Below are 24,032 nucleotides of genomic sequence, written 5' to 3'. Positions count from 1 at the left end.
GCGGGCGGCCGTCAGGCCGCGGCGAACACCTCGGCCCGCACCTCGGTGGCCGGGTCGCCCTTCACCCGGGCCCAGGAGCCCTGCTCGGCGGTCCACTCCAGGTTGCCGAAACGGACCTTCTTCACGCCGTGGTCGTCGGCGTGCGAGACCAGCCAGTGCGCGTACCGCCAGCCGTTGCGGTCGTCGCCGGCCGGCACGGTGAGCGCGGTCAGGTCGGTCGCCGTGGGCAGCCGGGGCAGACCCCAGTCCAGCGACAGGCTCTCCAGCACGGCGCTGGCGGCGGCCGGGCCGCGCATCGTCGGCGGCGAGGAGACGGTGCAGGCCACCGCGCCGGTCGCGTGGCCGAGCAGCGCCCGGGTGAGGACCTCCGACTCGTCGGCCCACTTCTCGTACGCCTCGGGGAACGCCGACCGCTGCACCCGCTGGGCGGCGTCGGTGACCCGCATCCGCTCCCAGCCCTTGACCTTCTTCAGCGCGGCGTAGAACTTGTTCGCCGCGTACCGCGGGTCCTGGACCTGCTCCGGGGTGCCCCAGCCCTGGCTCGGGCGCTGCTGGAACAGGCCGAGCGAGTCGCGGTCGCCGTGGGCGATGTTGCGCAGGTGCGACTCCTGGTACGCGGTCGCCAGCGCCACCACCACCGCCCGCTCGGGCATCCGGCGCTGCATCCCGATGGCCGCGATGGTGGCCGCGTTCGCCATCTGGTCGGCGCCGAGCACCACCTCGCCGTCCGCCTTCACGGTGCAGGTCCGGCTGGACAGGGGGAGCCGCAGGTGCTCGCCGAACTGTTTGGTCACGACATAGACCGCGAGCAGTGCCAGCACGCACACCGCCACCCCAGATGCCACGATCGCCGCTCGCGTCCGCACCCGCACCCCCTGTCCCGACAGTCCGACAAGCGTACGTCCCACCCGCACCGGCGCGTCTCGGCCGACCGGCGGGCCCCACCTCGGCCGCAATGGCTCCAGCGGGGCCCGCCGCGCACCTCAGTCTCCGGCGGGCACCCAGGCGGCGGGACGCTTCTCCCGGAACGCCATGACGCCCTCGCGTCCCTCGTCGGAGAGGAAGTACCCGGTCGACAGCGCGGCCAACTCGGCGATCTCGGCCCGCAGGTCGGTCCCGGCGGGCCGGCGCAGCAGCTCCTTCGCCCCGGCCAGCGCCCCCGGCGCGCCCTTCACCAGCGACTCGCAGTAGCGCCCGACGGCGGCGTCCAGCTCGTCGGCCGGCACCGCGGCGGTGACCAGGCCGATCTCGGCGGCGCGGCGGCCGTCGAACGTGTCGCCGGTCAGGTACAGCTCGGCGGCGGCCCGCTGGCCCAGGCGCGGCAGCACGGTCGCCGAGATCACCGCCGGGATCACGCCGATCCGCACCTCGGTGAACGCGAACGTCGCCTCCTGCGCGCAGACCGCCAGGTCGGCGGCGGCGATCAGGCCCAGCCCACCGGCCCGGGCCGGCCCGGCGACCTTCGCCACCACCGGCTTCGGGCACTCCCGCACCGCCACCAGCACGTCGCCGAGCATCCCGGCGGGCACCGTGCCGCTGGCGTACGCGGCGGCGGTCTCCTTCAGGTCGGCGCCGGAGCAGAAGACCGGGCCGGTGTGGTCGAGCACGATCGCGCGTACCGCGTCGTCGGCGACCGCGTCGGCCAGCCCGGCCAGCAGCTGGGTCATCAGGGGCGTGGAGAGCGCGTTGCGGTTGTGCGGGCTGTCCAGGGTGAGGGTGGTCACCCCACGGGCCGTGGCGACTCGCACGAGAGCGTCCGGAGAGGTCATGCCGGGCACACTAGTGGCCATGCCCGGCGTCCTTCCAGAAGGCGAACCCGTCCCGCGCGACGGATCGCTGCCCGCCACCGCCCGTCGCGCCGTCGGCGCCCGCGGCTTCGGCGTGTACGTCCACGTGCCGTTCTGCGCCAGCCGGTGCGGTTACTGCGACTTCAACACGTACACCGCCTCGGAGTTGGGCGGCGGGGCGAGCCGGGAGACGTACGCCGACTCGGTGCTTGCCGAACTGGCGCTGGCCGCCCGGGTGCTGGGCGACTCGCCGCCGCCCCGGGTCGACACCGTCTTCGTCGGCGGCGGCACGCCCACCCTGCTGCCCGCCGACGACCTGGCCCGGATCCTCGACGGCATCGACCGCGTCTGGGGGCTGGCCGCCGACGCCGAGGTGACCACCGAGGCCAACCCCGAGTCGGTGAGCCCGGAGTCGCTCAAGACGCTGCGGGCGGCCGGCTACACCCGGATCTCGCTCGGCATGCAGTCCGCCGCGCCGGGCGTGCTCGCGGTGCTGGACCGGCGGCACAGCGCGGGCCGGGCCACCGCCGCCGCGCTGGAGGCGCGCGACGCCGGGTTCGAGCACGTGAACCTGGACCTGATCTACGGTACCCCGGGCGAGACGGCCGACGACTTCGCCGCCTCGCTGGCCCAGGTGGTCGACGCGGGCGTGGATCACGTCAGCGCGTACGCCCTGATCGTGGAGGACGGCACCCGGCTGGCCGCGCGGATGCGGCGTGGCGAGCTGCCGTACCCCTCCGACGACGTGGCGGCGGACCGCTACCTGGCCGCGGAGGCCGCGCTCGGCGAGGCCGGGTTCTCCTGGTACGAGGTGTCGAACTGGGCCCGCTCGGCGGCGGCCCGGTGCCGGCACAACCTGCTCTACTGGACCGGCGCCGACTGGTGGGGCCTGGGCCCGGGGGCGCACAGCCACGTCGGCGGCGTGCGGTGGTGGAACGTCAAGCACCCCAGCGCGTACGCGGCGCGGCTGGCCGAGGGTGCCTCGCCGGCGCTGGCCCGGGAGCGGCTCAGCCCCGAGGAGCAGCACATGGAGGACGTGATGCTGCGGGTGCGGCTCGCCTCCGGTCTGCCGCTGGACGTGCTGGACGAGCCCGGCCGGGCGGGCGCCGAGCGGGCCAGGGACGCCGGGCTGCTCGACGCCGGGGCGTACGCGCGAGGGCTTGTGGTGCTGACGCTGCGCGGACGGCTGCTGGCCGACGCGGTGGTACGCGACCTGCTGCCGTGACCGGCACCGGCCGGCCGCCCCCTCGGCCGGCCGGCGGTGTCACTTGATGAAGTTGTAGGTCATCGGGTAGCGGTAGAGCACACCCTCGTTGGCCTTGATCCCGCCGATGATCCCGAAGATCAGCGGCACCAGCCAGACCAGCATCGGGACGAAGAACAGGATCCCGCAGGTGATGACCGTGACGACCCAGGCGAGGACGCTGGCGATGGTCCAGGTGATCTGGAAGTTCAGCGCCGCGACCGCGTGGGCGCGGACCGTCGGGGACTGCTGACCGCGGGTCATCATCGCGATGAGCGGGGCGACCCAGCCGAGCAGACCGCCACCGACGATGACACCGGCGGCGCCGCCGAAGTGCGCCACCAGGGCCCACGTCTTCTCGTCGTTGTTGGCGTAGGAGGCCGGGCCGTACCCGCCACCGGCGGGGTAGCCGGGCATGCCGCCCGGCGGGGGGTAACCACCCGGCGGGGGGTAGCCGCCGCCCGGGGGCGGGTAGCCGCCCGGGGGCGGATAGTCACCGGGCGGGGGATAGCCGCCGGCGCCCGGCGCCCCGGACAGTGGAGCGGTGGGCGGTTCGCTGCCCGGCGACGAGCCGTAGGGCGCCGACGGGTCGGGCTGGGGGCCGGAGTCCCCTGCCCCTGGAGGGCGAGGAGGTTCTGTCATGGTCGCCACGGTAGGGGCACCGGTCAACTCGCACCAGAGCGACACAGACCGACGATGACCGGCTGTTCGGCCCTGGTGGGCGGCGCTGTGTGGTGGGCCGCACCGCAGGTCCGTCAGGCGATCATCGCGTCGGCGGGGGTGCCGACGTAGACTGGCACTCGCTACAGTCGAGTGCCAGCCGCCCGGCGGATGCCGCGTGCCGGCCCGGCCGAGGTGCGTCAGGAGGTGGGGAATGGGTCTCGACGACCGCAAACTCGCCGTGCTGCGCGCGATCGTCGAGGACTACGTCGCCACGCAGGAACCGGTCGGCAGCAAGGCCCTGGTCGAGCGGCACCAGCTCGGCGTCTCGCCCGCCACCGTGCGCAACGACATGGCGGTGCTGGAGGAGGAGGGCTACATCCGGCAGCCGCACACCAGCGCCGGCCGGGTGCCCACCGACCGCGGCTACCGCCTCTTCGTCGACCGGCTGTCCCGGGTCAAGCCGCTCAGCCCGGCCGAGCGCCGGGCGATCGAGCGCTTCCTGGTCGGCGCCGTCGACCTGGACGACGTGGTGCACCGCACGGTCCGGCTGCTCGCCCAGCTCACCCGTCAGGTGGCGGTGGTGCAGTACCCGAGCCTGGCCCGGTCCAAGGTGCGTCACCTGGAGCTGGTGCCGATCTCCACCACCCGGCTGATGGTCGTCATGATCGCCGACACCGGCCGGGTCGAGCAGCGGCTGGTCGAACTGCCCGCCCCGGTGCCCGCCGACGACGTGACCGACCTGCGCCGGCTGGTGAACGAGAAACTCGTCGGCTGCCAGCTCGCCGAGACGCCTCCGCTGGTGCAGGCGCTCGTCGAGGAGTCCGCGCCGCATCTGCGCCCGGCCATGACGACGCTCTCCACAGTGCTGCTGGAGACCCTCGTGGAACGGCACGAGGAGCGCCTCGCGCTGGCCGGGCAGGCCAACCTCACCCGGGGTGGCCTGCTCGACTTCCAGGGTTCGCTGCGGCCCATCCTGGAGGCGCTCGAAGAAGAAGTCGTACTGCTCAAGCTGATCGGCGAGACCGAGCCGAGCACCACCCGGGTGCTCATCGGCGACGAGAACGAATTCGACAACCTGCGGGCCGCCTCGGTGGTCAGCACCGGCTACGGACCGGGCAGCACGATCGTCGGCGGGCTCGGCGTGCTCGGGCCGACCCGGATGGACTACCCCGGCAATATCGCCATGGTGAGGGCCGTGGCACGCTACGTGGGCGAACTGCTGGCCCAGAACTGACCAGTCAGGGCCGACGGCCGGTTCCGGCCGACGACCGGAGCGACGCGAGACGAACATGAGGACACCTAACGCAGTGGCCAGGGACTACTACGGCATTCTCGGCGTGAGCCGGGACGCCTCCGACGACGAGATCAAGCGCGCCTACCGCAAGCTGGCGCGGCAGTTCCACCCGGACGTCAATCCGGACCCGGAGGCCCAGGAGAAGTTCAAGGACATCAACGCCGCGTACGAGGTCCTCTCGGACGACCGGAAGCGGCAGATCGTCGACCTGGGCGGCGACCCGCTCGCCCCGGGCGGCGGTGGCATGGGCGGCCCGGGCGGGCCCGGCGGCGCCGGTCCGTTCGTCGGCTTCCAGGACATCATGGACGCGTTCTTCGGCGGCGCCGCGGGCGGCAGCCGGGGGCCGCGTCCGCGTACCCGCCCCGGCGCGGACGCGATCCTGCGCCTGGAGCTGGACCTCAACGAGACCGCGTTCGGCGTCGAGGCGCCGATCACCGTCGACACCGCGGTGCTCTGCACCACCTGCTCCGGCGCCGGCACCGCCGCCGGCACCCACCTGGCCACCTGCGAGGCGTGCGGCGGCCGGGGCGAGGTGCAGTCGGTGCAGCGGACCTTCCTCGGTCAGGTGGTCTCCGCCCGGCCGTGCACCGTCTGCCAGGGCTACGGCACCACCATCCCGCACCCCTGCCCCACCTGCGCGGGTGACGGCCGGGTACGCACCCGCCGCTCGCTGACCGTCAAGATCCCCGCCGGGGTCGAGGACGGCATGCGGATCCGCCTGGCCCAGCAGGGCGAGGTCGGCCCCGGTGGCGGCACCGCCGGTGACCTCTACGTCGAGATCCACGAGCGGCCGCACGACGTCTACTCCCGCAAGGGCGACGACCTGCACTGCCGGGTCACGGTGCCGATGACCGCCGCCGCGCTCGGCACCCGGCTGACCATCAAGACGCTGGACAGCGAGGAGACGGTCGACGTCAAGCCCGGCACCCAGCCCGGCAGCACGCTGCGGCTGCGCGCCCGGGGCGTACCGCACCTGCGCGGCACCGGCCGGGGTGACCTCTACGTGCACCTGGACGTGCGTACCCCGACCAAGCTCGACGCCGACCAGGAGCGGATGCTGCGCGACTTCGCCAAGACCCGCGGCGAGGAGGTCGCCGAGCTGACCAAGCAGGGCGGCTTCTTCTCCCGGATGCGCGACGCCTTCAACGGGCACGCCTGAGGTGTCCGCGCCGCTGTTCCTGGTCGAGGCGCTGCCCACCGGTGACACGCTGACGCTGGACGGCCCGGAGGGCCACCACGCGGCCACCGTGCAGCGGCTGCGCGTCGGCGAGGAACTGGTGCTCGCCGACGGCCGGGGCGGCACCGCCGCCGCGGTGGTCACCGCCGTCGGCCGCGGCACGCTCGACCTGCGGGTCACGAGCCGGGGGTACGCGGACGCGCCGGTGCCCCGGCTCGTCGTGGTGCAGGGCATCGCCAAGGGCGACCGGGGCGAACTCGCCGTGCAGGCGATGACCGAGGTCGGGGTGGACGAGATCGTGCCCTGGGCGGCGTCCCGCTCGGTGGCGCAGTGGCGCGGCGAGCGGGGCGAACGGGCCCGGCAGAAGTGGGTCGCGACCGCCCGCGAGGCGGCCAAGCAGGCCCGCCGCCCGTGGTTGCCGGTGGTGGCCGGCGCGCCGGACGAGTCCACCGCCTCGGTGGCCCGCCGGATCGCCGGTGCGGCCGGCGCGTTCGTGCTGCACGAGGGCGCGCAGGACCGGCTGACCACAGTCGACCTTCCGGCCGCCGGGGAGATCGTGCTGGTGGTCGGCCCGGAGGGCGGCATCGCCGACCACGAGCTGGCCGCGTTCGCCGAGGCGGGCGCCCGCACGGTCCGCCTGGGCCCGTCAGTCCTGCGCACCTCGACGGCAGGCGTGGCAGCCCTGACAGTCCTGGCCACCCGCCTGACCCACTGGTAAACCCGCGCGCCCCCCTCTTTGGTGCGCGCTGATCTTGCAGTTTCGGCCCGCGCGGCGCCCCTTTTGCGGCGTTTTGCCCGGGCCGGAAGTGCAAGATCGCGGGGGTCAGGAGCGGAGGTAGGAGGCGCCGTTCAGGTCGATGATGGTGCCTGCCGCCCACTCGGCCTCGGGGCTGGCCAGCCAGTGCACCGCCGCGGCGATCTCCTCCGGCCGGGCCACCCGGTGGAACGGGGACTGGGCGCGCACCGCCTCGCCCCGCTCGCTCTTCAGGTGCTCGTTCGTCATGTCGGTCTCGACGAAGCCGGGCGCCACGCAGGCCACAGCGATGCCGTACGGCGCCAGGGCCACCGCCAGCGACTGGGCCATCGCGTTCATCCCGGCCTTGCTGGCCCCGTACGCCGGGTTGGCCGGCTCGCCCCGGAACGCGCCCCGGGACGAGACGTTGACGATCCGGCCCCCGCGCTCACGCATGTGCTGCGCGGCGCACCAGGCGGCGTTCGCGGCGCCGACCAGGTTGGTGTCGAGCACCTCCCGCCACCGCGCCCGCCACTGCTCGTAGCTGCTCTCGAAGACCGGGTGCGGGGGATCGGCCGGCCCGAACACCCCGGCGTTGTTCACGAGTACGTCGAGGCCGCCGAGCCGCTGGGCCGCCTCGTCCACCATGGCGCGTACCGCGTCGGGGTCGGCCAGGTCGGCGCGGACCACCACGTGCCCGTCGCCGGGCAGTTCGGCGCGCAGTCGCTCCGCCAGCTCGGCCGAGTCCCGGTGGTGGATCGCCACCCGGTCTCCACCTGCGGCGAACGCCCGCGCCACCGCCCGCCCGATGCCCCGCGAGGCCCCCGTCACCAGCACCGCCCGTCCCGACATGGCGGCCATCCTGCCGCATCCTGCCGGTCCGCCCGGCGGTGCCCCCGCCACGCTCGCGGCGACGTCCTTACACTGCTGCGATGGACTGCCTCTTCTGCCGGATCGTCGCCGGGGAGATTCCGGCCACCATCGTCCGCGAGACCGCCACCACCCTGGCCTTCCGGGACATCGACCCGAAGGCGCCCACGCACGTGCTGGTGATCCCCAAGGAGCACTACGCGGACGTGGCCACGCTGGCCCAGGGCGCGCCCGAACTGGCCGGCGAGGTGCTCCAGACCGCCGCCGTGGTCGCCGAGGAGGAGGGCCTGACCGTGGACGGGTTCCGGCTGATGTTCAACACCGGCCCGTACGGCGGCCAGGAGGTCTTCCACGTGCACGCCCACCTGCTCGGTGGCGCGCCGCTCGGCCCGATGCTCTGCCGATGACCGACGTGTCCGACCGGCTCGGCCGGATGGTGCGCCAGGCGCAGGCCACCGGGCGGATCCCGGCGGTGTCGGCCGCCCTGCACCGGGCCGACCGGCCGCTCTGGACCTGCACGGTGGGCGACACCGGCAACGACACCCCGCTGGGGCCGGAGACGGTGTTCCGGATCGGCTCGGTCACCAAGACCTTCACCGCGGCGCTCGTCATGCAGTGTCGCGACGACGGCCTGCTCGACCTGGACGACCCGATCGGGCGGCACCTCGACCTGCCCGCGCACGGCGACGCGACGGTACGCCGGCTGCTGTCGCACACCGCCGGCCTGCAACGCGAGCCGCACGGCGACGTGTGGGACAGCCTGCGCGCCCCGGCCGTCGACGAGATGCTGGCCGACCTGGCCCGGGTCGAGCGGGTACTACCCACCGGCCGGCGCTTCCACTACTCCAACCTCGGCCTGGCGCTGCTCGGCGAGGCGGTCGCCCGGCTGCGCGGCGGCACCTGGGCCGAGGTGCTGGCCGACCGGGTGCTCACCCCCCTCGGGCTGACCGCCACCGGCCCGTACCCGACCGAGCGGGCCGCGACCGGGTTCCTGGTCGACGCGTACTCCGACGAGGCCCACCCGGAACCACCCGCCGACTTCGGCGCGGTGGCCCCCGCCGCGCAGCTCTGGAGCACCGCGTCGGACATGGCCCGCTGGGCCGCGTTCCTGGCCGACCCGGCGGCGGTGGACCCGGACGGCGCGGTGCTCGCCGCGACGACTGTCGAGGAGATGCGCTGGCCGCTCACCCCCACCGACGAGGCGGTCTGGTCGGCCGGCTTCGGGCTGGGGCTGATCCTGATCCCGCAGCCGGAGCGGGTGACACACGTGGGCCACGACGGCGCGATGCCCGGATTCCTCGCCGCCGTGTACGGGCGGCGCGGCGGGCAGGGCACCGCCGGGGCGATGGGCGCCGCGGTGCTCGGCTCGTCCGGTACCGGCGTCGAGGTGTTCGACCTGTCCCACCGGCTGCTGGCCGCCGCCGCCGAGCACGATCCGGCGGAGATCGAGCCGTGGCGTCCCGGCCCGCCCGCCCCGGACCACCTGCGCCGCGTGCTGGGCCGCTGGTGGGGCGAGGGCTTCGAGTACGTCTTCTCCTGGCACGACGGGACGCTGCGGGCGCGTGGCGCGGACGACCCGGCCGGGAAGCCGCCCGCGGTGTTCGCGCCGCTGCCGGACCGGCCGGACGTGTTCCGCACGGTCTCCGGCCGGGAGGTGGGGGAGCTGCTGCGACTGACCCGCGACGAACGCGGCGTGGTGGTCCGGATGCACTGGGCGACCTACCGTTTCACCCGCACCCAGGAGACCTTCGACGGGTACGACTTCCGCGCCGGCGCCTGACCGCCGGGCACCGGAAATGGGCGCGGTGCGTACGGTGCCGACCCGATACGATGGAGGTAACCGAACGCCGCGCCAGCAGGGCCCGGCGCCCGAGAAGCGGAGAGCAGGTGGCGCAGGGCCCGACGGGCCCGACCTATGACCGGCACCCCACCTCCCGGCACGCCGCGTGTGCAGACCAGGATCACGGTCCCCGACCAGAAGATCATGGTGAACCTGCTCGGCGCGGGCGACGAGATCCTGCGGCTCGTCGAGCGCTCGATCGACAGCGACGTCCACGTCCGCGGCAACGAGATCACCATCACCGGCGCCCCCGCCGACAACGCCCTCGCCGAGCGTCTCTTCAGTGAGCTGCTCGAACTGATCGAGAAAGGCGAGACCCTGACCACAGACGCGGTACGGCGTACCGTCGGCATGCTCGAGCAGGGCGGCGCCGAGCGGCCCGCCGAGGTCCTGACGCTCAACATCCTCTCCCGGCGCGGTCGCACCATCCGTCCCAAGACGCTGGGGCAGAAGAAGTACGTCGACGCGATCGACGCCCACACCATCGTCTTCGGCATCGGCCCGGCGGGTACCGGCAAGACGTACCTGGCGATGGCGAAGGCCGTGCAGGCGCTCCAGGCCAAGCAGGTCAACCGGATCATCCTGACCCGGCCGGCGGTCGAGGCGGGGGAGCGGCTGGGCTTCCTGCCCGGCACCCTGAACGAGAAGATCGACCCCTACCTGCGCCCGCTCTACGACGCGCTGCACGACATGCTCGACCCGGAGACCATCCCGAAGCTGATGGCCGCCGGCACGATCGAGGTGGCGCCGCTGGCATATATGAGGGGGCGCACCCTTAATGACGCGTTCATCATCCTGGACGAGGCGCAGAACACCACGCCCGAGCAGATGAAGATGTTCCTCACCCGGCTCGGCTTCGGCTCCAAGATCGTCGTCACCGGTGACGTCACCCAGGTGGACCTTCCCGGCGGGACGACCAGCGGCCTGCGGGTGGTCCGGGAGATCCTGAACAACGTCGAGGACGTGCACTTCGCCCAGCTCTCCAGCTCCGACGTGGTGCGCCACAAGCTGGTGGGCGACATCGTCGACGCGTACGCCCGCTGGGACGCCGAGCGGGAGAACCAGCAGGCGCAGAGCGTGCACGCCGTACCGGGGCGCACCGCCCAGGGCGGCCGGGCCGGCCGGCGCCGCTGAACCACCGGCGGAAGCCGTCACATCATCAGAGGAAGACAGTTGTCCATCGAGATCGCCAACGAGTCGGGTGTCGACGTCGACACCGACGCCGTGCTCGCCGTCGCGCGGCACGCCCTCGACGAGATGGGGGTCAACCCCCTCGCCGAGCTGTCCGTGCTGCTCGTCGACATCGAATACATGTCGGAGCTGAACCACCGCTGGATGGGTGGCGACGGCCCGACCGACGTGCTCGCCTTCCCCATGGACGAGGGCAGCGTCGACCATGGCCCGGGGGAGAGCAACCCGGCCGGCGGTGAGCCCGCCCTGCTCGGCGACATCGTGCTCTGCCCGGAGGTGGCGGCCAAGCAGGCCGCCGTGGCCGGACACTCGGCCGCCGACGAGCTGCACCTGCTCACCGTGCACGGCGTGCTGCACCTGCTGGGCTACGACCACGCCGAGCCCGAGGAGGAGCGGGAGATGTTCGGTCTCCAGGCCCGGCTGCTGGCCAGCTGGCGGTCGACCCGGTCGCGGTGATGGACACCTTGGCGGCGGTCCGCACCCCCGCCGGACTGCCTGATCTTCAACTCCTGGTCTTCGCCGCCGGGCTGGTGGTGCTCGCCGGCCTGATCGCGATGACCGAGGCGGCGCTGGCAGCGGTCTCGCCGGCCCGTGCCGCGGAGCTGACCCGGGACGGCGCCCGCGGCGGACGTGCTCTCCAGGCGGTCGCCGGTGACGTGGTCCGCCATCTGAACCTGCTGCTCCTGCTGCGCCTGCTGGCCGAGCTGACCGCCACCACGCTCGTCGCGCTGGTGGCCGTCGACACGTTCGGCGCGGGCTGGCGGGCGGCGCTGGTGACCGCGGGCGCGATGACTGTGGTGAGCTTCGTCGTGGTCGGCGTCGGCCCGCGGACGATCGGCCGCCAGCACGCGTACGCGGTCGGCCGCGCGGTCGCGCCGCTGGTGCGCTGGCTGGGCCGCGCGCTCAACCCGCTGGCGTCGCTGCTGATCCTGATCGGCAACGCGGTCACCCCCGGCAAGGGCTTCCGCGAGGGGCCCTTCGCGACCCAGGTGGAGCTGCGGGAACTGGTCGACCTGGCCGAGCAGCGCGGTGTGGTGGAGCACGGCGAGCGTCAGATGATCCACTCGGTCTTCGCGCTCGGCGACACCATCGCCCGCGAGGTGATGGTGCCGCGTACCGAGATGGTGTGGATCGAGGAACGCAAGACGCTCGCGCAGGCGCTGGCGTTGTTCCTGCGCTCCGGGTTCTCCCGCATCCCGGTGATCGGCGAGAACGTCGACGACGTGCTCGGTGTGCTCTACCTCAAGGATCTGATCCGCCGGGTGCAGGGCGACCAGGCCGCCCGGCAGATGCCGGTGGCCGAGCTGATGCGCCCGGCCACGTTCGTGCCGGAGTCCAAGCCGGTGGACGACCTGCTCTCCGAGATGCAGGCGGCCCGCAACCACCTGGTCATCGTGGTCGACGAGTACGGCGGCACCGGCGGGCTGGTCACCATCGAGGACATCCTGGAGGAGATCGTCGGGGAGATCACCGACGAGTACGATGTCGAGCGCCCGCCCGTCGAGCACCTGCCCGACGGGGCCGTCCGGGTGACCGCGCGGCTGCCGGTGGAGAATCTGGGCGAGCTGTTCGACACCGAGCTGCCCACCGACGAGGTGGAGACGGTCGGTGGCCTGCTCGCCCAGGCGCTCGGCCGGGTGCCCATCCCGGGCGCCGAGGCCGAGGTGGCAGGCCTGCGGCTGGTGGCCGAGGGCACTACCGGCCGGCGCAACCGGATCGACACGGTTCTGGTGAGCCGGGTCGACCGGGGTGACGCGCCGGAGGGCACCAACCGCAGCGAGCCGCCCGATTCGCGTGGCGACAACAACCGTTCCGAGGAGAGGCAACCCGCCGATGCCTGAGTCACCCGCCGTACCGGCCGCCCTGCCCACCCCCGCCGATCCGGCCGAGCTGAGCGCGGAGGACGCCAAGCTCGTGATCCTGGCCCGGGGAGCGCGGAGCCGGGTGGCGGCCGTGGAGGGCGCCGCGGTCCGCGACCAGGACGGCCGGACGTACGCGGCGGCGAGCGTGGCGCTGCCGTCGCTGACCCTGACCGCCCTTCAGCTCGCGGTGGCCTCGGCGGTGGCGGCGGGCGCGAGCCGGCTGGAGGCGGCGGTGGTGGTGACCGAGGCGTCGACGCTGGACGGGGCCGGGCACGCCGCGGTGCGTGACCTGTCCGCCGACGCGCCGGTGCACGTGGCCGCGCCGGACGGCACCGTCCTCGGCACGGTGGTCGAGTGACAACGCCCGAGGCGCGTCCCTACCGCGCCGGTTTCGCCTGTTTCGTCGGTCGGCCGAACGCCGGCAAGTCGACGCTCACCAACGCGATCGTCGGCACGAAGATCGCGATCACCTCGAACAAGCCGCAGACCACCCGGCACATCATCCGGGCGGTGCTGCACCGGCCGGACTCGCAACTCGTGCTTGTCGACACCCCGGGTCTGCACCGGCCCCGGACGCTGCTCGGCGAGCGCCTCAACGACCTGGTCCGGGAGACCTGGAGCGAGGTCGACGTGATCGGCCTGTGCGTGCCGGCGAACGAGCCGGTCGGCCGGGGCGACCGGTTCATCACCGGTGAGCTGGCCAGCCTCAAGGCCACGGTGCTGGCGGTGGTCACCAAGACCGACCTGGTCGACAAGAAGCGGCTCGCCGAGCAGTTGCTCGCGGTGAGCGAGCTGGGCGAGTTCGCCGACGTGGTGCCGGTCAGCGCGGTCTCCGGCCACCAGGTCGACACGCTCGTCGACGTGATGACCGGCTACCTGCCCGAGTCGCCGCAGCTCTACCCGGACGACATGCTCACCGACGACCCGGAGCAGGTGCTCGTGGCGGAGCTGGTCCGCGAGGCGGCGCTGGAGGGCGTACGCGACGAGCTGCCGCACTCCATCGCGGTGGTGGTCGAGGAGATGATCCCGGAGGGCAACCTCACCAAGATCTACGCCGACGTGTACGTGGAGCGCTCGAGCCAGAAGGCCATCGTCATCGGCCACCGGGGCAGCCGCCTCAAGCACGTGGGCACCACCGCCCGGCGGCAGATCGAGGAGCTGCTGGGCACCCGGGTCTATCTCGACCTGCACGTCCGCGTGGCGAAGGACTGGCAGCGCGACCCGAAGCAGTTGCGCAAGCTCGGCTTCTGACCGGCGGCCGGGGCAGGCCCGGCAGCGGATGATCAGGATCAGCCAGACCTATGGGACATCTCACTTTCCATAGGCGTTCTCGGCTGTTTCACAGTGTCCGGGAGCAGGGTAGGGACCATTGTCTCTGCCCCCGGACCCCGCCGCGAGCTGATGCGAAACCGCTACCTGGACCTGCTCCGCTTCCTGGCCATCCTGCGCGTCGTCACCTACCACGTCACCGGCTACGCCACGCTCACGCTGGTGTTCCCGGCGATGTCGGTGATGTTCGCCCTGGCCGGGTCGCTGATGGCGGCGTCACTGGACCGCAGCGGGGTACGCGCGGCCGGGCGCCGGCTGCGCCGCCTCCTGCCGTCGCTGTGGGTGGTCGCCGCGGTCTTCGTGCCGGCCATGCTGCTCACCGGGCTGACGTTCAGCCCGAAGGTGCTGCTCTGGCTCTTCCCGATCAGTGACCCGCCGGCCAACTACTGGGGCGGGCTGGCGCTCAGCCCGATCTGGTACCTGCGGGACTACCTGTGGTTCGTCCTCGCCTCACCGTTCGTGCTCTGGCTGTTCCGCCGGGCGCCGCTGCCCACGCTCGCCGCCCCGTACCTGCTGCTGGTCGCGATCGAGGCCGGTGTCCTGGCGAACCCGCCGACGGTGCTGCGGGAGTTCGGCCTCTACTTCGGCGCCTGGCTGCTCGGCTTCGCCCACCACGACGGGATGCTGCGCCGGATGCGCAACCGGGTGCTGCTGCCGGTGGCCGCCATGATCGGCGCCGCCGGGCTGGCGTGGATCGTCACCCACCCGGGGCCGCGCGGATTCGACATCAACGACATCCCGCTCGGCAACGCGCTCTGGTCGGCCGCGTTCATCCTGGTGGCGATCGGCCGGGCGCCGGCCGGAGTGACCTGGGTCGACCGCGTGCCGGCGCTCGGCCGGGCGGTGACCGTGGTGAACCGGCGCGCGCTGACCATCTACCTCTGGCACATGCCGTTCGTGGTGCTCCTCACCCCGCTCGTCGGCCTGGTCGGCTGGTCGCCGCGCGACCCGGTGGGCCTGTGGCTGCGGGTGGGGCTGGTCTTCGCGCTCGTCGGCGTGGTGACGCTCATGGTCGGCTGGGTCGAGGACGTGGCCGCCCGGCGTACCCCCGAACTGGTCCCCGGCAAGCCGCGGCGGACCGTGGCCGACCGGGCGGCGGCCGCGCCGGCCAGCCCGGCCCCCGCCGGGGCGGAGGACGCGCTGGTGAGCGTCGGCGCCCGGGTGCCGGGCCCGCGCCGCCCGGCCGAGGACCCCGGCCGGGGAGACGGCGTTCCGGCGTCCCGGCGGGACGCGCCCGGCGGCGACTGAGCGACCACCGGGCGCGGCCCGCTCAGCGCGTGCTGACAGTGACGTTGCCGCTGGTGGCGGACGCTTCGAGCGTCACCGACGCGGTCGGGTCGTCGGTGACGCGTACGTCGGTGTCGCCGGACGTCGCGGTGGCGCGGACCCGGTAGCGGCCGGCCGGTACGGCGAGGTCGACGTCGCCGCTCGTGGCGTGCGCCCGGGCCGGAGCCGGCTGGTCCAGCTCGACGACGATGTTGCCGGAGGTGGTCTCCACGTCGACGGCGGAGGCGAGCCGGCGGGCCTCGATGTCGCCGGAGCGGGCCCGCAGCCGCACCGGAGCGGCCGCCTCGACGACCCGGATGTTGCCCGACGTGGTGGACGCGCGGACCTCGCCGGTGGCGCCCCTGATGGTCAGGTCGCCGGAGCTGAGCGTGAACTCGACGGTGCCCACGTCGGTGAGGTCGACGTTGCCCGAGCCGGTGCCGCCGCGGATCACCACGCCGGGCGGTGCGGTCACCTCCCAGGAGATGCTGCACCGGTGCCCGCAGTCCGTGGGCAGGACGAGTTCGTCGCCCTTGATCTCGTACCGGCTGGTCGGCTCGTCGCCCTGGTAGCGGACCACGCGCTTGACGCGTACCTGGTCGGCGGGGCCGTTGGCCCGCACCACGACGTCGCCGGCGCCGTCGTCGTCCACGGTGATCTTCGTGATCCTGGTCCGCTCGGTGTTGTCGTAGTCGAGCCGGCGGAACGAGAGGGTGTCACACCCGGAGAGAACGATGAGCGTGGCGGCAGCGGTCGCGGCCACCGCGGTGCGGAGCGAAGCCATGGCCAGCACACTAGGTCCGGCCCGGCACCCGGCACATCGGGGATCGCCCGCCGGTGCACCCCGAGCCGACCCTGAGATCGCACCCGGAGGGAGAATGGCCTGATGGCCGGGTACCGCCGACAGCTCTACCGCGACGACGCGGTGGTGCTGCGTGTGCAGAAGCTGGGCGAGTCCGACCGCATCATCACGCTGTTCACCCGCCGGCACGGCCGGTTGCGCGCGGTGGCCCGGGGCGTGCGGCGCACCACGAGCCGGTTCGGCGCACGGCTGGAACCGTTCGGGCACGTCGACCTCCAGCTCGCCGGCGACCCCAAGGGCAACCAGGGCAGCTCGCTGCACACCGTCAGCCAGGTCGAGGCGATCGAGCTGTACGGCAAGCGGTTCCTCGGCGACTACCCCCGCTACACCGCGGCCAGCGCGATCGCCGAGACCGCCGAGCGGCTCACCCCGGTCGAGCGCGAACCGTCGCTGCGGCTGTTCCAGCTCACCCTCGGCGCGATGAAGTCGCTCGCCCGCGGCGAGCACGCCACCACGCTCGTGCTCGACGCGTACCTGCTGCGCGGCATGGCGTTCGCCGGCTGGGCGCCGGCGCTCGCCGCCTGCGCCGTCTGCGGCGAGCCGGGCCGGCACCGCGCGTTCTCCGTACCGGCCGGCGGCGCCGTCTGCCCGGACTGCCGGCCCCCCGGCGCCGCCCACCCCGCGCCCGCCACGCTGGAGCTGATGTCCGCGCTGACCTCCGGCGACTGGGGGTACGCGGACGCCGCCGAGACCGGCGTACGCCGGGAGTGCAGCGGGCTGGTCGCGGCGCACCTCCAGTGGCATCTGGAGCGCGCGCTACGCTCGCTGCCGCTGGTCGACCGGGGTGCCCCGGCGGCCGGCGCGGTCCCGCCGCCCGGCGTCGCGGGGCCGGATGTGGTCCCGCCGCGCTCCGGCGCCGGGCCCGTCGCCGGTGTGAACAGGGAGATGACCGAGTGATCCGATCGACGAGGGCGACCCGCCGCGAGCCGGTGCCGCCGACCCCGCACCCCTCCGGCGCCCGTCCGCCGGCGCTGCCGCCCGCCGCGGTGCCCCGGCACGTCGCCATCGTGATGGACGGCAACGGCCGCTGGGCCAAGGAGCGCGGGCTGCCCCGCACCAAGGGGCACGAGCAGGGCGAGCACAGCCTGTTCGACGCGGTCGAGGGCGCGATCGAGATGGGGATCCCCTACCTGTCGGCGTACGCGTTCTCCACCGAGAACTGGCGGCGCTCGCCCGACGAGGTCCGCTTCCTGATGGGCTTCAACCGGGACGTCATCCGCCGCCGCCGCGACCAGCTCGTCGACCTGGGCGTACGGGTGGTCTGGTCGGGCCGCGCGGGCCGGCTGTGGAAGAGCGTCATCTCCGAGTTGCAGACCGCCGAGGAGATGTCGCGCGGCAACTCGACGCTGACGCTGCAGTTCTGCGTCAACTACGGCGGCCAGGCCGAGATCGCCGACGCCGCCGCCGGGATCGCCCGCGACGTCGCGGCCGGCAGGCTCGACCCGGCCAAGGTGAACGAGAAGACGATCGCGCGGTACCTCTACCACCCCGAGGTGCCCGAGGTCGACCTGTTCCTGCGCCCCTCCGGGGAGCAGCGCATCTCCAACTTCCTGCTCTGGCAGACCGCGTACGCCGAACTGGTCTACCTGGACACGCTCTGGCCCGACTTCGACCGCCGTCACCTCTGGTACGCCTGCGAGCTGTACGCCCAGCGCGACCGCCGCTTCGGCGGCGCCCTGCCCAACCCGGTCGCCCCGGGCGCCTGACGTCACGCTTACCGACGTGCCGCGCTGGGTACCGATACCGGTAGACAGCAAACGCGGAGGTGAACCACATGATTCAGAAGCGGATCGCGCAGTGGGCGGTCATGGCGGTCGCCGTGCCGCTGGCGGCGGCCGGCGCGCGCCGGCTCAGCCACACCCTGGAGGCCCGTCGCGGCCCGTCCGGGGTGAGCCGTCTGCTGACCAAGGGCGCCGACCTGGTCCGGCCGCAGAAGGCCAAGCGTCGCCGGTTCTTCTGACCGCGACACCCGGCCCTGGTGGCTGCGGCCGACATCCGGCCCGAGTGTGACGCCCCGCATCCGGCTTTCCCGCCGGGGGCGGGGCGTTCCGCTCTACGATCGGCGCAGGGCGCGCCGCCGGGTGCGTGCCCGCCACGGGGGTGGAGGATGCGCGATCTCCGGTACGAGATGACTACTGCCCTGGCCGCCGCCGACCTGGTGGAGCCGGCCCGCCGGGACGCCGTCGCCGCACTGTGCGCCGACGTCGCCCAGCGGTGGTGCGCCGACCTCGGGCACACCCCCGCCGTCCGCTCCGGTGAGATCGGCGAGCTGGCGGCGGGCGAACCGGCCGCCGGCTGGGCGCCCGACCCGGACGGTCAGCGGGCCTGGTGACCCGTCCGGCCGTGCTGCCGGTGCGGCTCACGCCTCCACTTCGGAGCGGTCGCCCGCCCACAGCGTGTGGAACGAGCCGGCCCGGTCCACCCGGTGGTAAGTGTGCGCGCCGAAGTCGTCCCGCAGGCCCTGGATCAGCGCGGCCGGCAGTCGCTGCGCCCGCAGCGCGTCGAAGTAGGCCAGCGACGACCCGAAGGCCGGGGCCGGGACGCCCGCCCGGGCCGCGTCGGCCACCACCCGTCGCCAGGCCGGTACGCCGGCGCTGACCCGCTCGGCGAACCACGGCGCGACGAGCAGCGTCGACAGGTCCGGCTCCGCGTCGTACGCCTCCCGGATCCGGTCCAGGAAACCGGCCCGGATGATGCAGCCGCCCCGCCAGATCGTGGCCGTACCGCCCAGGTCGATGTCCCAGTCGTACTCCCGGCTGCCGGCCCGGATGTGGTCGAAGCCCTGCGCGTACGCGACGATCTTGCTGGCCAGCAGCGCGCGGCGCACGTCCTCGACGAACGCGTCCCGGTCGTCCACCTGCCACTTGTCGCCCGCGTCGGCGAACACCCGGCGGGCGGCCTCGCGCTGGTCGGCGTGGCCGGACAGCGACCGGGCGAACGTGGCCTCGGCGATGCCGGTGATCGGGATGCCGAGGTCCAGCGCGCTCTGCACGGTCCAGCGGCCGGTGCCCTTCTGCTCGGCCTGGTCGAGCACGATGTCCACGAACGGCCGGCCGGTGGCCGCGTCGGTGTGGCCGAGCACGTCGGCGGTGATCTCGATGAGGAACGACCCCAGCTCGCCGCCGTTCCACTCCCGGAAGATCTCCGCGATCTCCGCCGGGCTCGCCGACAGACCGGCCCGCAACAGGTCGTACGCCTCGGCGATGAGCTGCATGTCGGCGTACTCGATGCCGTTGTGCACCATCTTCACGAAGTGGCCCGCGCCGTCCGGCCCGATGTGCCGGCAGCAGGGCTCACCGTCCACCTGCGCGGCGATCTTCTCGAAGATCGGCCCCAGCTTGCGGTACGACTCGGCCGAACCACCCGGCATGATGCTCGGGCCGAGCAGCGCGCCCTCCTCGCCGCCGGACACGCCGGTGCCGACGAAGTGCAGCCCGTGCTCGCGCAGCGCTTCCTCCCGGCGGCGGGTGTCGGCGAAGTGCGCGTTGCCGCAGTCGACGACGATGTCCCCCTCCTCCAGCAGCGGGACCAGCTCGTCGATCACCGCGTCGGTCGGCGCACCGGCCTTCACCATCACGATCACCGCGCGGGGCCGCTCCAGCGAGCCGACGAAGTCCGCGAGCGACTCCGACGGCACGAACGTGCCCTCGTCGCCGTGCTCGGCCACGAGGCTGCGGGTACGTTCCGGCGACCGGTTGTGCACCGCCACGGCGAAGCCGTTACGGGCCAGGTTCCGGGCCAGGTTGCGGCCCATCACCGCCAGACCGGTGACCCCGATCTGCGCCGTCGCCTGCTCTGCCATGCGTACCGCCACCTCTCGTTCGTGCTGCCGTGCTGCGACCGTATCGCGGTCGCCGGGGGAGCGGGCGGGGACGTCGACAGGGCGTGATCGGCGGGTGGCCGTGCGTCTCGCGCGGGCACGTCCGCGTTCTCTCCCGGTAAATCGGGTGCGGACCTCCGGGCGGCGGGATAGCGTTGCCGCATGCGTAAGTGACGCCCCACCTCCGAGCCCGGTCCACCGCCGCCAGTGCCGTGGACCCGTCCTGCTCCGGGCGTCCGCATTCCTTCCCCGCCACCGTCGGTCGCGGTGTCTGTCGTGATCGGAACGCACCGGAGCCCTCGCTCGGCGCGTCCCGGTCGGCGCGCCCGCACGACAGGAGGCCCGCGAATGCCCGCGAAGCGCAATCCGAAGAAGTCCCGCAAGCAGTCGTCGCCGCAGGTGACCACGCCAAACCTCGACGCGCTCACGGTGACGCCACCCGCGGTGGTGCTCCCCACCGAGCCGTCGGCGTCCACCGTGTCCCCGGTGGTGCTTCCCACCGAGCCGGCGGCGCCCGCCGTGTCTCCGGATGCGGTGTCGCCGGTCCTGGCTGCGCCGACGGTGTCGCCCTCGGAGTCTCCGGAGACCCCGGTCCTGCCGGGCGCATCCGCGACGCCGCCCAGATCGGGCCCACCGGCAGGGCGGCAGGCCCGGTTGACCGGGCGGAGCCAGCGCGCCGGCCAGACCCGGTTCTACGCCTTCCGCCGCAGCTGACCGACAGCCCCGCCCGAGCCTCCCCGAAGATCTTGGAGGATTCCGGCCCCCATAGGGGCCCTTCCGTACCAAGATCTCGCCCGGCTCTGGTTGATCATGAAGTTGGCGGGGGCGAATCGGGCAACCGGTGCCGTCAACTTCATGATCAACGGGGCGGGGGCGGAGGTGAGGGGGAGGGAGGGAGAGGGAGGGGTCAGCCGATCAAGGGGCGGAAGGTGCCCAGGGCGATGCTTGTGGCCAGGGCGCCGCCTGCCAGCAGCGCGGCGCCCGCCACGAGCAGGGCGTCGGCGCGAGTGAAGCGCTGCGGGCGGGCAACGGTGCGTGGGGTGCCCGCGTCGAAGCCCCGGGCGTCCATCGCCACCGCCAGCCGGGTACCCCGCCGGATCGCGCCCACCAGCAGGGTGAACGCGGTGGACGCGAACAGCCGCAGCTTCGCCACCGGGTTGCGGCCGGCGTCCACGCCGCGGGCCCGGCGGGCCATGCTGATCATCCGCCACTCCTGTTCCAGCAGCGGCACCATCCGGAACGCGGCGAGTGCCCCGATGGCGAACCGGGCGGGTGCCTTGGCGTTCTGGATCAGCGCGTCGGCCAGGTCGGTCGGGTCGGTGGTGGCGAACACGACGATGCCGGGCAGCGCCACGGCGAGCATCCGCAGCACCAGTCCGAGCGCGGTCATCAGCACGCCCTGGGTGACCAGGATCGGCCCGGCCTCGACGAGCACCGGGCCGGAACGGTCGGCCGCGAAGAGCACCAGCGTGATCAGGATGCCGACGGCGCCGGCGAGCAGCGGCCAGGCCCGGCGGGCCAGCACCCGGTAGCGGACCCCGAACAGCGGCAGCACCGCGAGTTCGACGGCGATGGCGATGGCCGGGGCCACCGGGTCGAGCGTCGCCACCAGGATCAGCGTGAAGACCACAGCGGCGGCCAGCTTCGCCACCGGGTTGCGCCGGGCCAGCGGGGCGCCGGGCGCGGCGACCGGTTCGAGGCCGATCACGTGACCACCCCGTCGGGGGAGCGGTGCAGGGTGAGCGTCCGGTCGGCCAGCGCGGCCACGAAGTCCGCGTCGTGGGTCACCGTGACCAGGCCGTGCCCGGCGTCGCGCAGCTCGGCGAGCAGGTCGACCAGTTCCAGCCAGGTCCGCCGGTCCTGGCCGAACGTGGGTTCGTCGCAGATCAGCAGGCGGGGCGCGGTGGCCAGGGCCGTCGCGACACTCAGCCGCCGTGCCTCGCCACCCGAGAGGGTGTACGGGTTGGCGCCGGCCAGCTTGTCCAGCCGCAAACGGTGCAGCAGTTCGTCGACGGTGGCGGTGACCGCCGGCTCGGGTCGGCCGGTGCGGCGCGGGCCGAGCGCCAGCTCGTCGCGCACCGTGGCGGTGACGAATTGGTGTTCCGGGTCCTGGAACACCGAACCGATCCGGCGGACCAGCGCGGGTGCGCGCCAGCGGTGCGGGGGAGTACGAGCGTCCCGCCCGGCGAGTTCCGCCGACGCGGTGACGGCGCCAGTGCCGGGCTTCAGCAGGCCGCCCAGGAGCAGCGCCAGTGTGGACTTCCCGGCCCCGTTGGGACCGAGGACGGCGAGCGCTTCGCCGGCGCGTACCCGAAGGTCGGTGGGGTTGAGCCGCGGCGGCAGGCCGAGCCGCTCCGCGGAGAGCAGCACGTCGCCGGGCGGCGTGGTGGCGTGCCGGGGCGGCGCGACGTGGCCGGGTACCCAGACCCCGGCGGCCGCAAGCGCCTCGCCGTGCGCGGCGAAGACCGCGTCGGGCGGCCCGTCGGCGCGCACGCCGCCGCCGGGTTCCAGCACCACGACGCGGTCGACCAGCGGCAGCGCCTCGGTGACCCGGTGCTCGACCAGGACCATCGTGGTGTCCGGGTCGAGCGCGTTCGCGACGGCCCGGCGGATCAGGCCGGCGCCGGCCGGGTCGAGGTTGGCGGTGGGCTCGTCGAGCAGCAGCAGCCCGGGGCGCAGCGCGAGCGTGCCGGCCAGTGCCAGCCGCTGCTGCTCGCCGCCGCTGAGCGCGGCGGTGGGGCGGTCCCTGTCGTACGGGAAGCCGACCCGGTGCAGCGCCTCGTCGACGCGGGGCCAGATCTCGCCGGCGGGTACGCCACGGTTCTCCAGCCCGAACGCCACGTCGTCGCCGGAGCGGGCCATGACGAGCTGGGTCTCCGGGTCCTGGAAGACGATGCCGACGCGCTCGCGGGCCTTGCGCGGGTCCAGCCCGTCGATCTCGACGGTGCCCTCCTGCTCGCCGGAGTCCTCCGGCAGCAGCCCGGCCAGTGCGGCCAGCAGCGTGCTCTTACCGGCGCCGGAGGGTCCGAGCAGCAGCACCCGCTCGCCGCTCTCCACGCGCAGATCCACCCCGCGCAGAGCCCAGCGTTTCCGTCCCCCGTGCCGCCACCCGAACCCCCGGAGCACCACCCCGCTCACCGCCCACCACCCCCTCTCCCGGCCCAGCCTGCGTGATCAAGGAGTTCGCGTCCGGAGAACCGTGCCCGGCGGACGCAAACTCCTTGATCACCGGGGCGGGGCGAGGCGAGCCTCAGACCAGGGCGCGGTCGCGGCCGGCGGGGAAGCGGTCCAGTACGCCGGTGTTCGCCAGCGCGCGGGTGAGGGCCACCGCGCCCAGGCCGGCCACCAGCAGGCAACTGAGCACACCGAAGGCGATGTAGGGCAGCCGGAAGGTCGTCCAGCTCGTGCCCGGGTACCAGTACAGGGCGTCGAACAGCGTGGCGAAGAGGCCGCCGCACGCGCCGGCGAGCGCCGCCGTGAGCGGCCGGTAGAGGCGGTACCGGGTGGCCGCGAAGACCGCCTCGACGCCCAGGCCCTGCACTGCGCCCTGGAGGATCGCCATCGCGCCGTACGGGGAGCCGAGCAGCACCGAGACGGTCGAGGCGACGGTCTCGGTGAGCAGCGCCGCACCCGGCTTGCGGACGATCAGCGCGCTCAGCACGGCCGGGATGAGCCAGACGCCGTACATCACCGACTGCAGCGGGGCGAAGAAGGCGAACGGCCCGTCGCTGCCCTTCCAGAGGATGTTCCAGAGCTGGAACACGACGCCGAAGGCTACGGCGATGACCGAGGCGACGACGATGTCGACGGTACGCCAGCGGTTGCTGTCGGTACGGTTCATGGTTGGCTCCCAGTTCGTCGAGGTGAACCAGGAGAAGACGCACGCCGCGCCCGGTGGTCACCGGACGGCGACGCGGCTGGAGGTCGACCGAACTCCCTGCGCTGGCATTACCCAGATCAGGTTCGAGGGTCTGCGGGCACCGGCCCGCACTCTCAGCGCTGTGCGCTCCCCTGTCGGATGTGAAGTTGTCTCGTCGCAGACGCTAGCACCGACGACGGCCCCCAGCCCAGCAGGGCGAGTGTCGGTATGGTGGC

At 73.6% G+C, this 24,032-nt stretch carries 26 protein-coding genes and 1 riboswitch; of the genes, 17 read left to right on the top strand and 9 right to left on the bottom strand.

Going from position 1 to position 24,032, the window contains the following annotated elements:
* Positions 1-11 precede the first annotated feature (11 nt).
* Both SM452_RS27080 and SM452_RS27075 read right to left on the bottom strand, forming a co-directional pair.
* Positions 12-872, bottom strand: a complete 861-nt coding sequence (locus SM452_RS27080; protein WP_262015144.1) for a hypothetical protein — start codon at positions 870-872, stop codon at positions 12-14.
* A 111-nt stretch (positions 873-983) separates the two neighbouring features.
* Positions 984-1,769, bottom strand: coding sequence for an enoyl-CoA hydratase-related protein (locus SM452_RS27075; RefSeq protein ID WP_262015145.1), 786 nt, complete (start codon positions 1,767-1,769; stop codon positions 984-986).
* 19 nt (positions 1,770-1,788) lie between these two features.
* Between SM452_RS27075 and hemW the strand changes: the two genes are divergently transcribed.
* Positions 1,789-3,012, top strand: coding sequence for a radical SAM family heme chaperone HemW (hemW, locus tag SM452_RS27070; protein WP_357209391.1), 1,224 nt, complete (start codon positions 1,789-1,791; stop codon positions 3,010-3,012).
* Positions 3,013-3,051: 39 nt separating this feature from the next.
* Here hemW and SM452_RS27065 read toward each other — a convergent pair whose 3' ends face one another.
* Complete coding sequence (locus SM452_RS27065) at positions 3,052-3,672, bottom strand: DUF4870 domain-containing protein (RefSeq protein WP_355512825.1); 621 nt, start codon at positions 3,670-3,672, stop codon at positions 3,052-3,054.
* A gap of 232 nt (positions 3,673-3,904) precedes the next feature.
* On the opposite strand from SM452_RS27065, the gene hrcA reads away from it, so the two are divergent.
* The 3 genes from hrcA to SM452_RS27050 all read left to right on the top strand — a co-directional run bounded on the left by hrcA (position 3,905) and on the right by SM452_RS27050 (position 6,882).
* Positions 3,905-4,927: a heat-inducible transcriptional repressor HrcA gene (gene hrcA, locus SM452_RS27060; RefSeq protein WP_262015148.1), complete on the top strand. Its 1,023-nt coding sequence runs from the start codon at positions 3,905-3,907 to the stop codon at positions 4,925-4,927.
* Positions 4,928-5,000: 73 nt separating this feature from the next.
* Entirely contained in the window at positions 5,001-6,146 is a 1,146-nt protein-coding gene (gene dnaJ / locus SM452_RS27055; RefSeq protein ID WP_175438744.1) for a molecular chaperone DnaJ, read from the top strand.
* A gap of 1 nt (position 6,147) precedes the next feature.
* The gene (locus SM452_RS27050; RefSeq protein ID WP_194802352.1) at positions 6,148-6,882 is read left to right on the top strand and encodes a 16S rRNA (uracil(1498)-N(3))-methyltransferase; all 735 of its coding nucleotides are present in this window, start codon (positions 6,148-6,150) and stop codon (positions 6,880-6,882) included.
* A gap of 105 nt (positions 6,883-6,987) precedes the next feature.
* Here SM452_RS27050 and SM452_RS27045 read toward each other — a convergent pair whose 3' ends face one another.
* Positions 6,988-7,749, bottom strand: coding sequence for an SDR family NAD(P)-dependent oxidoreductase (locus SM452_RS27045; protein WP_463840972.1), 762 nt, complete (start codon positions 7,747-7,749; stop codon positions 6,988-6,990).
* Positions 7,750-7,829: 80 nt separating this feature from the next.
* Here SM452_RS27045 and SM452_RS27040 point away from each other — a divergent pair, with 80 nt between their 5' ends.
* From SM452_RS27040 to SM452_RS27005, 8 genes are all read left to right on the top strand, one after another.
* Entirely contained in the window at positions 7,830-8,174 is a 345-nt protein-coding gene (locus SM452_RS27040) for a histidine triad nucleotide-binding protein (RefSeq protein ID WP_013475524.1), read from the top strand.
* Positions 8,171-9,547, top strand: a complete 1,377-nt coding sequence (locus tag SM452_RS27035) for a serine hydrolase domain-containing protein (RefSeq protein WP_463840971.1) — start codon at positions 8,171-8,173, stop codon at positions 9,545-9,547. Before SM452_RS27040 ends, SM452_RS27035 begins: the two co-directional genes overlap by 4 nt.
* Before the next feature lie 135 nt (positions 9,548-9,682).
* Entirely contained in the window at positions 9,683-10,741 is a 1,059-nt protein-coding gene (locus tag SM452_RS27030; RefSeq protein WP_262015152.1) for a PhoH family protein, read from the top strand.
* A gap of 39 nt (positions 10,742-10,780) precedes the next feature.
* Complete coding sequence (ybeY, locus tag SM452_RS27025) at positions 10,781-11,254, top strand: rRNA maturation RNase YbeY (RefSeq protein ID WP_013287968.1); 474 nt, start codon at positions 10,781-10,783, stop codon at positions 11,252-11,254.
* Positions 11,230-12,639 (top strand): hemolysin family protein, encoded by a 1,410-nt coding sequence (locus SM452_RS27020; protein ID WP_262015211.1) that lies wholly within the window; start codon positions 11,230-11,232, stop codon positions 12,637-12,639. Before ybeY ends, SM452_RS27020 begins: the two co-directional genes overlap by 25 nt.
* Positions 12,632-13,018, top strand: coding sequence for a cytidine deaminase (locus SM452_RS27015; RefSeq protein WP_135241577.1), 387 nt, complete (start codon positions 12,632-12,634; stop codon positions 13,016-13,018). The genes SM452_RS27020 and SM452_RS27015 overlap by 8 nt, the downstream gene beginning before the upstream one ends.
* Positions 13,015-13,911 carry a GTPase Era gene (era, locus tag SM452_RS27010; RefSeq protein WP_262015153.1) on the top strand — a complete coding sequence of 299 codons (897 nt, stop codon included), beginning with the start codon at positions 13,015-13,017 and terminating at the stop codon, positions 13,909-13,911. The genes SM452_RS27015 and era overlap by 4 nt, the downstream gene beginning before the upstream one ends.
* A 150-nt stretch (positions 13,912-14,061) precedes the next feature.
* Entirely contained in the window at positions 14,062-15,237 is a 1,176-nt protein-coding gene (locus tag SM452_RS27005; protein ID WP_463840970.1) for an acyltransferase family protein, read from the top strand.
* 22 nt (positions 15,238-15,259) lie between these two features.
* On the opposite strand, the gene SM452_RS27000 is transcribed toward SM452_RS27005, so the two are convergent.
* Complete coding sequence (locus SM452_RS27000; protein WP_262015155.1) at positions 15,260-16,039, bottom strand: DUF4097 family beta strand repeat-containing protein; 780 nt, start codon at positions 16,037-16,039, stop codon at positions 15,260-15,262.
* A 102-nt stretch (positions 16,040-16,141) separates the two neighbouring features.
* On the opposite strand from SM452_RS27000, the gene recO reads away from it, so the two are divergent.
* The 4 genes from recO (at position 16,142) to SM452_RS26980 (ending at position 18,449) form a co-directional block, all read left to right on the top strand.
* The gene (gene recO, locus SM452_RS26995; RefSeq protein ID WP_194802343.1) at positions 16,142-17,014 is read left to right on the top strand and encodes a DNA repair protein RecO; all 873 of its coding nucleotides are present in this window, start codon (positions 16,142-16,144) and stop codon (positions 17,012-17,014) included.
* A 32-nt stretch (positions 17,015-17,046) separates the two neighbouring features.
* Positions 17,047-17,823, top strand: a complete 777-nt coding sequence (locus tag SM452_RS26990) for an isoprenyl transferase (protein ID WP_199733322.1) — start codon at positions 17,047-17,049, stop codon at positions 17,821-17,823.
* A 68-nt stretch (positions 17,824-17,891) separates the two neighbouring features.
* A complete protein-coding gene (locus SM452_RS26985; RefSeq protein WP_073831832.1) occupies positions 17,892-18,077 on the top strand; it encodes a hypothetical protein in 186 nt (61 codons plus the stop codon).
* A gap of 147 nt (positions 18,078-18,224) precedes the next feature.
* Positions 18,225-18,449 carry a thioredoxin reductase gene (locus tag SM452_RS26980; protein ID WP_463840969.1) on the top strand — a complete coding sequence of 75 codons (225 nt, stop codon included), beginning with the start codon at positions 18,225-18,227 and terminating at the stop codon, positions 18,447-18,449.
* Positions 18,450-18,476: 27 nt separating this feature from the next.
* Here the strand turns inward: SM452_RS26980 and gndA are convergent, their stop codons facing one another.
* The gene (gene gndA / locus SM452_RS26975; protein WP_463840968.1) at positions 18,477-19,919 is read right to left on the bottom strand and encodes an NADP-dependent phosphogluconate dehydrogenase; all 1,443 of its coding nucleotides are present in this window, start codon (positions 19,917-19,919) and stop codon (positions 18,477-18,479) included.
* 366 nt (positions 19,920-20,285) lie between these two features.
* Here gndA and SM452_RS26970 point away from each other — a divergent pair, with 366 nt between their 5' ends.
* Entirely contained in the window at positions 20,286-20,651 is a 366-nt protein-coding gene (locus SM452_RS26970) for a hypothetical protein (protein ID WP_355512811.1), read from the top strand.
* Positions 20,652-20,844: 193 nt separating this feature from the next.
* Here SM452_RS26970 and SM452_RS26965 read toward each other — a convergent pair whose 3' ends face one another.
* The 3 genes from SM452_RS26965 to SM452_RS26955 all read right to left on the bottom strand — a co-directional run bounded on the left by SM452_RS26965 (position 20,845) and on the right by SM452_RS26955 (position 23,778).
* Positions 20,845-21,645 (bottom strand): energy-coupling factor transporter transmembrane component T family protein, encoded by an 801-nt coding sequence (locus tag SM452_RS26965; protein WP_463840967.1) that lies wholly within the window; start codon positions 21,643-21,645, stop codon positions 20,845-20,847.
* On the bottom strand, positions 21,642-23,075 hold the full coding sequence (locus SM452_RS26960) for an ABC transporter ATP-binding protein (RefSeq protein ID WP_463840966.1): 1,434 nt from the start codon (positions 23,073-23,075) through the stop codon (positions 21,642-21,644). The genes SM452_RS26965 and SM452_RS26960 overlap by 4 nt, the downstream gene beginning before the upstream one ends.
* Positions 23,076-23,187: 112 nt before the next feature.
* A complete protein-coding gene (locus SM452_RS26955) occupies positions 23,188-23,778 on the bottom strand; it encodes an ECF transporter S component (RefSeq protein ID WP_091421696.1) in 591 nt (196 codons plus the stop codon).
* A gap of 75 nt (positions 23,779-23,853) precedes the next feature.
* Positions 23,854-23,960: riboswitch (TPP riboswitch) on the bottom strand.
* Positions 23,961-24,032 lie beyond the last annotated feature (72 nt).

The organism is Micromonospora sp. SYSU B005, from assembly GCF_055362685.1.
This window is presented reverse-complemented; position numbering and strand designations above follow the sequence as displayed.

Excerpts from the sequence above, each read along its gene's own strand:
- recO (WP_194802343.1), top strand. The coding sequence starts at position 16,142 with ATGGCCGGGTACCGCCGACAGCTCTACCGCGACGACGCGGTGGTGCTG.
- hemW (WP_357209391.1), top strand. The coding sequence starts at position 1,789 with ATGCCCGGCGTCCTTCCAGAAGGCGAACCCGTCCCGCGCGACGGATCG.
- SM452_RS27040 (WP_013475524.1), top strand. The coding sequence starts at position 7,830 with ATGGACTGCCTCTTCTGCCGGATCGTCGCCGGGGAGATTCCGGCCACC.
- SM452_RS27000 (WP_262015155.1), bottom strand. The coding sequence starts at position 16,039 with ATGGCTTCGCTCCGCACCGCGGTGGCCGCGACCGCTGCCGCCACGCTC.
- SM452_RS27045 (WP_463840972.1), bottom strand. The coding sequence starts at position 7,749 with ATGTCGGGACGGGCGGTGCTGGTGACGGGGGCCTCGCGGGGCATCGGG.
- SM452_RS27030 (WP_262015152.1), top strand. The coding sequence starts at position 9,683 with ATGACCGGCACCCCACCTCCCGGCACGCCGCGTGTGCAGACCAGGATC.
- SM452_RS27035 (WP_463840971.1), top strand. The coding sequence starts at position 8,171 with ATGACCGACGTGTCCGACCGGCTCGGCCGGATGGTGCGCCAGGCGCAG.
- SM452_RS27075 (WP_262015145.1), bottom strand. The coding sequence starts at position 1,769 with ATGACCTCTCCGGACGCTCTCGTGCGAGTCGCCACGGCCCGTGGGGTG.
- SM452_RS27005 (WP_463840970.1), top strand. The coding sequence starts at position 14,062 with ATGCGAAACCGCTACCTGGACCTGCTCCGCTTCCTGGCCATCCTGCGC.
- SM452_RS27065 (WP_355512825.1), bottom strand. The coding sequence starts at position 3,672 with ATGACAGAACCTCCTCGCCCTCCAGGGGCAGGGGACTCCGGCCCCCAG.
- SM452_RS27015 (WP_135241577.1), top strand. The coding sequence starts at position 12,632 with ATGCCTGAGTCACCCGCCGTACCGGCCGCCCTGCCCACCCCCGCCGAT.
- SM452_RS26985 (WP_073831832.1), top strand. The coding sequence starts at position 17,892 with ATGATTCAGAAGCGGATCGCGCAGTGGGCGGTCATGGCGGTCGCCGTG.
- SM452_RS26955 (WP_091421696.1), bottom strand. The coding sequence starts at position 23,778 with ATGAACCGTACCGACAGCAACCGCTGGCGTACCGTCGACATCGTCGTC.
- SM452_RS26980 (WP_463840969.1), top strand. The coding sequence starts at position 18,225 with ATGCGCGATCTCCGGTACGAGATGACTACTGCCCTGGCCGCCGCCGAC.
- hrcA (WP_262015148.1), top strand. The coding sequence starts at position 3,905 with ATGGGTCTCGACGACCGCAAACTCGCCGTGCTGCGCGCGATCGTCGAG.
- gndA (WP_463840968.1), bottom strand. The coding sequence starts at position 19,919 with ATGGCAGAGCAGGCGACGGCGCAGATCGGGGTCACCGGTCTGGCGGTG.
- SM452_RS26970 (WP_355512811.1), top strand. The coding sequence starts at position 20,286 with ATGCCCGCGAAGCGCAATCCGAAGAAGTCCCGCAAGCAGTCGTCGCCG.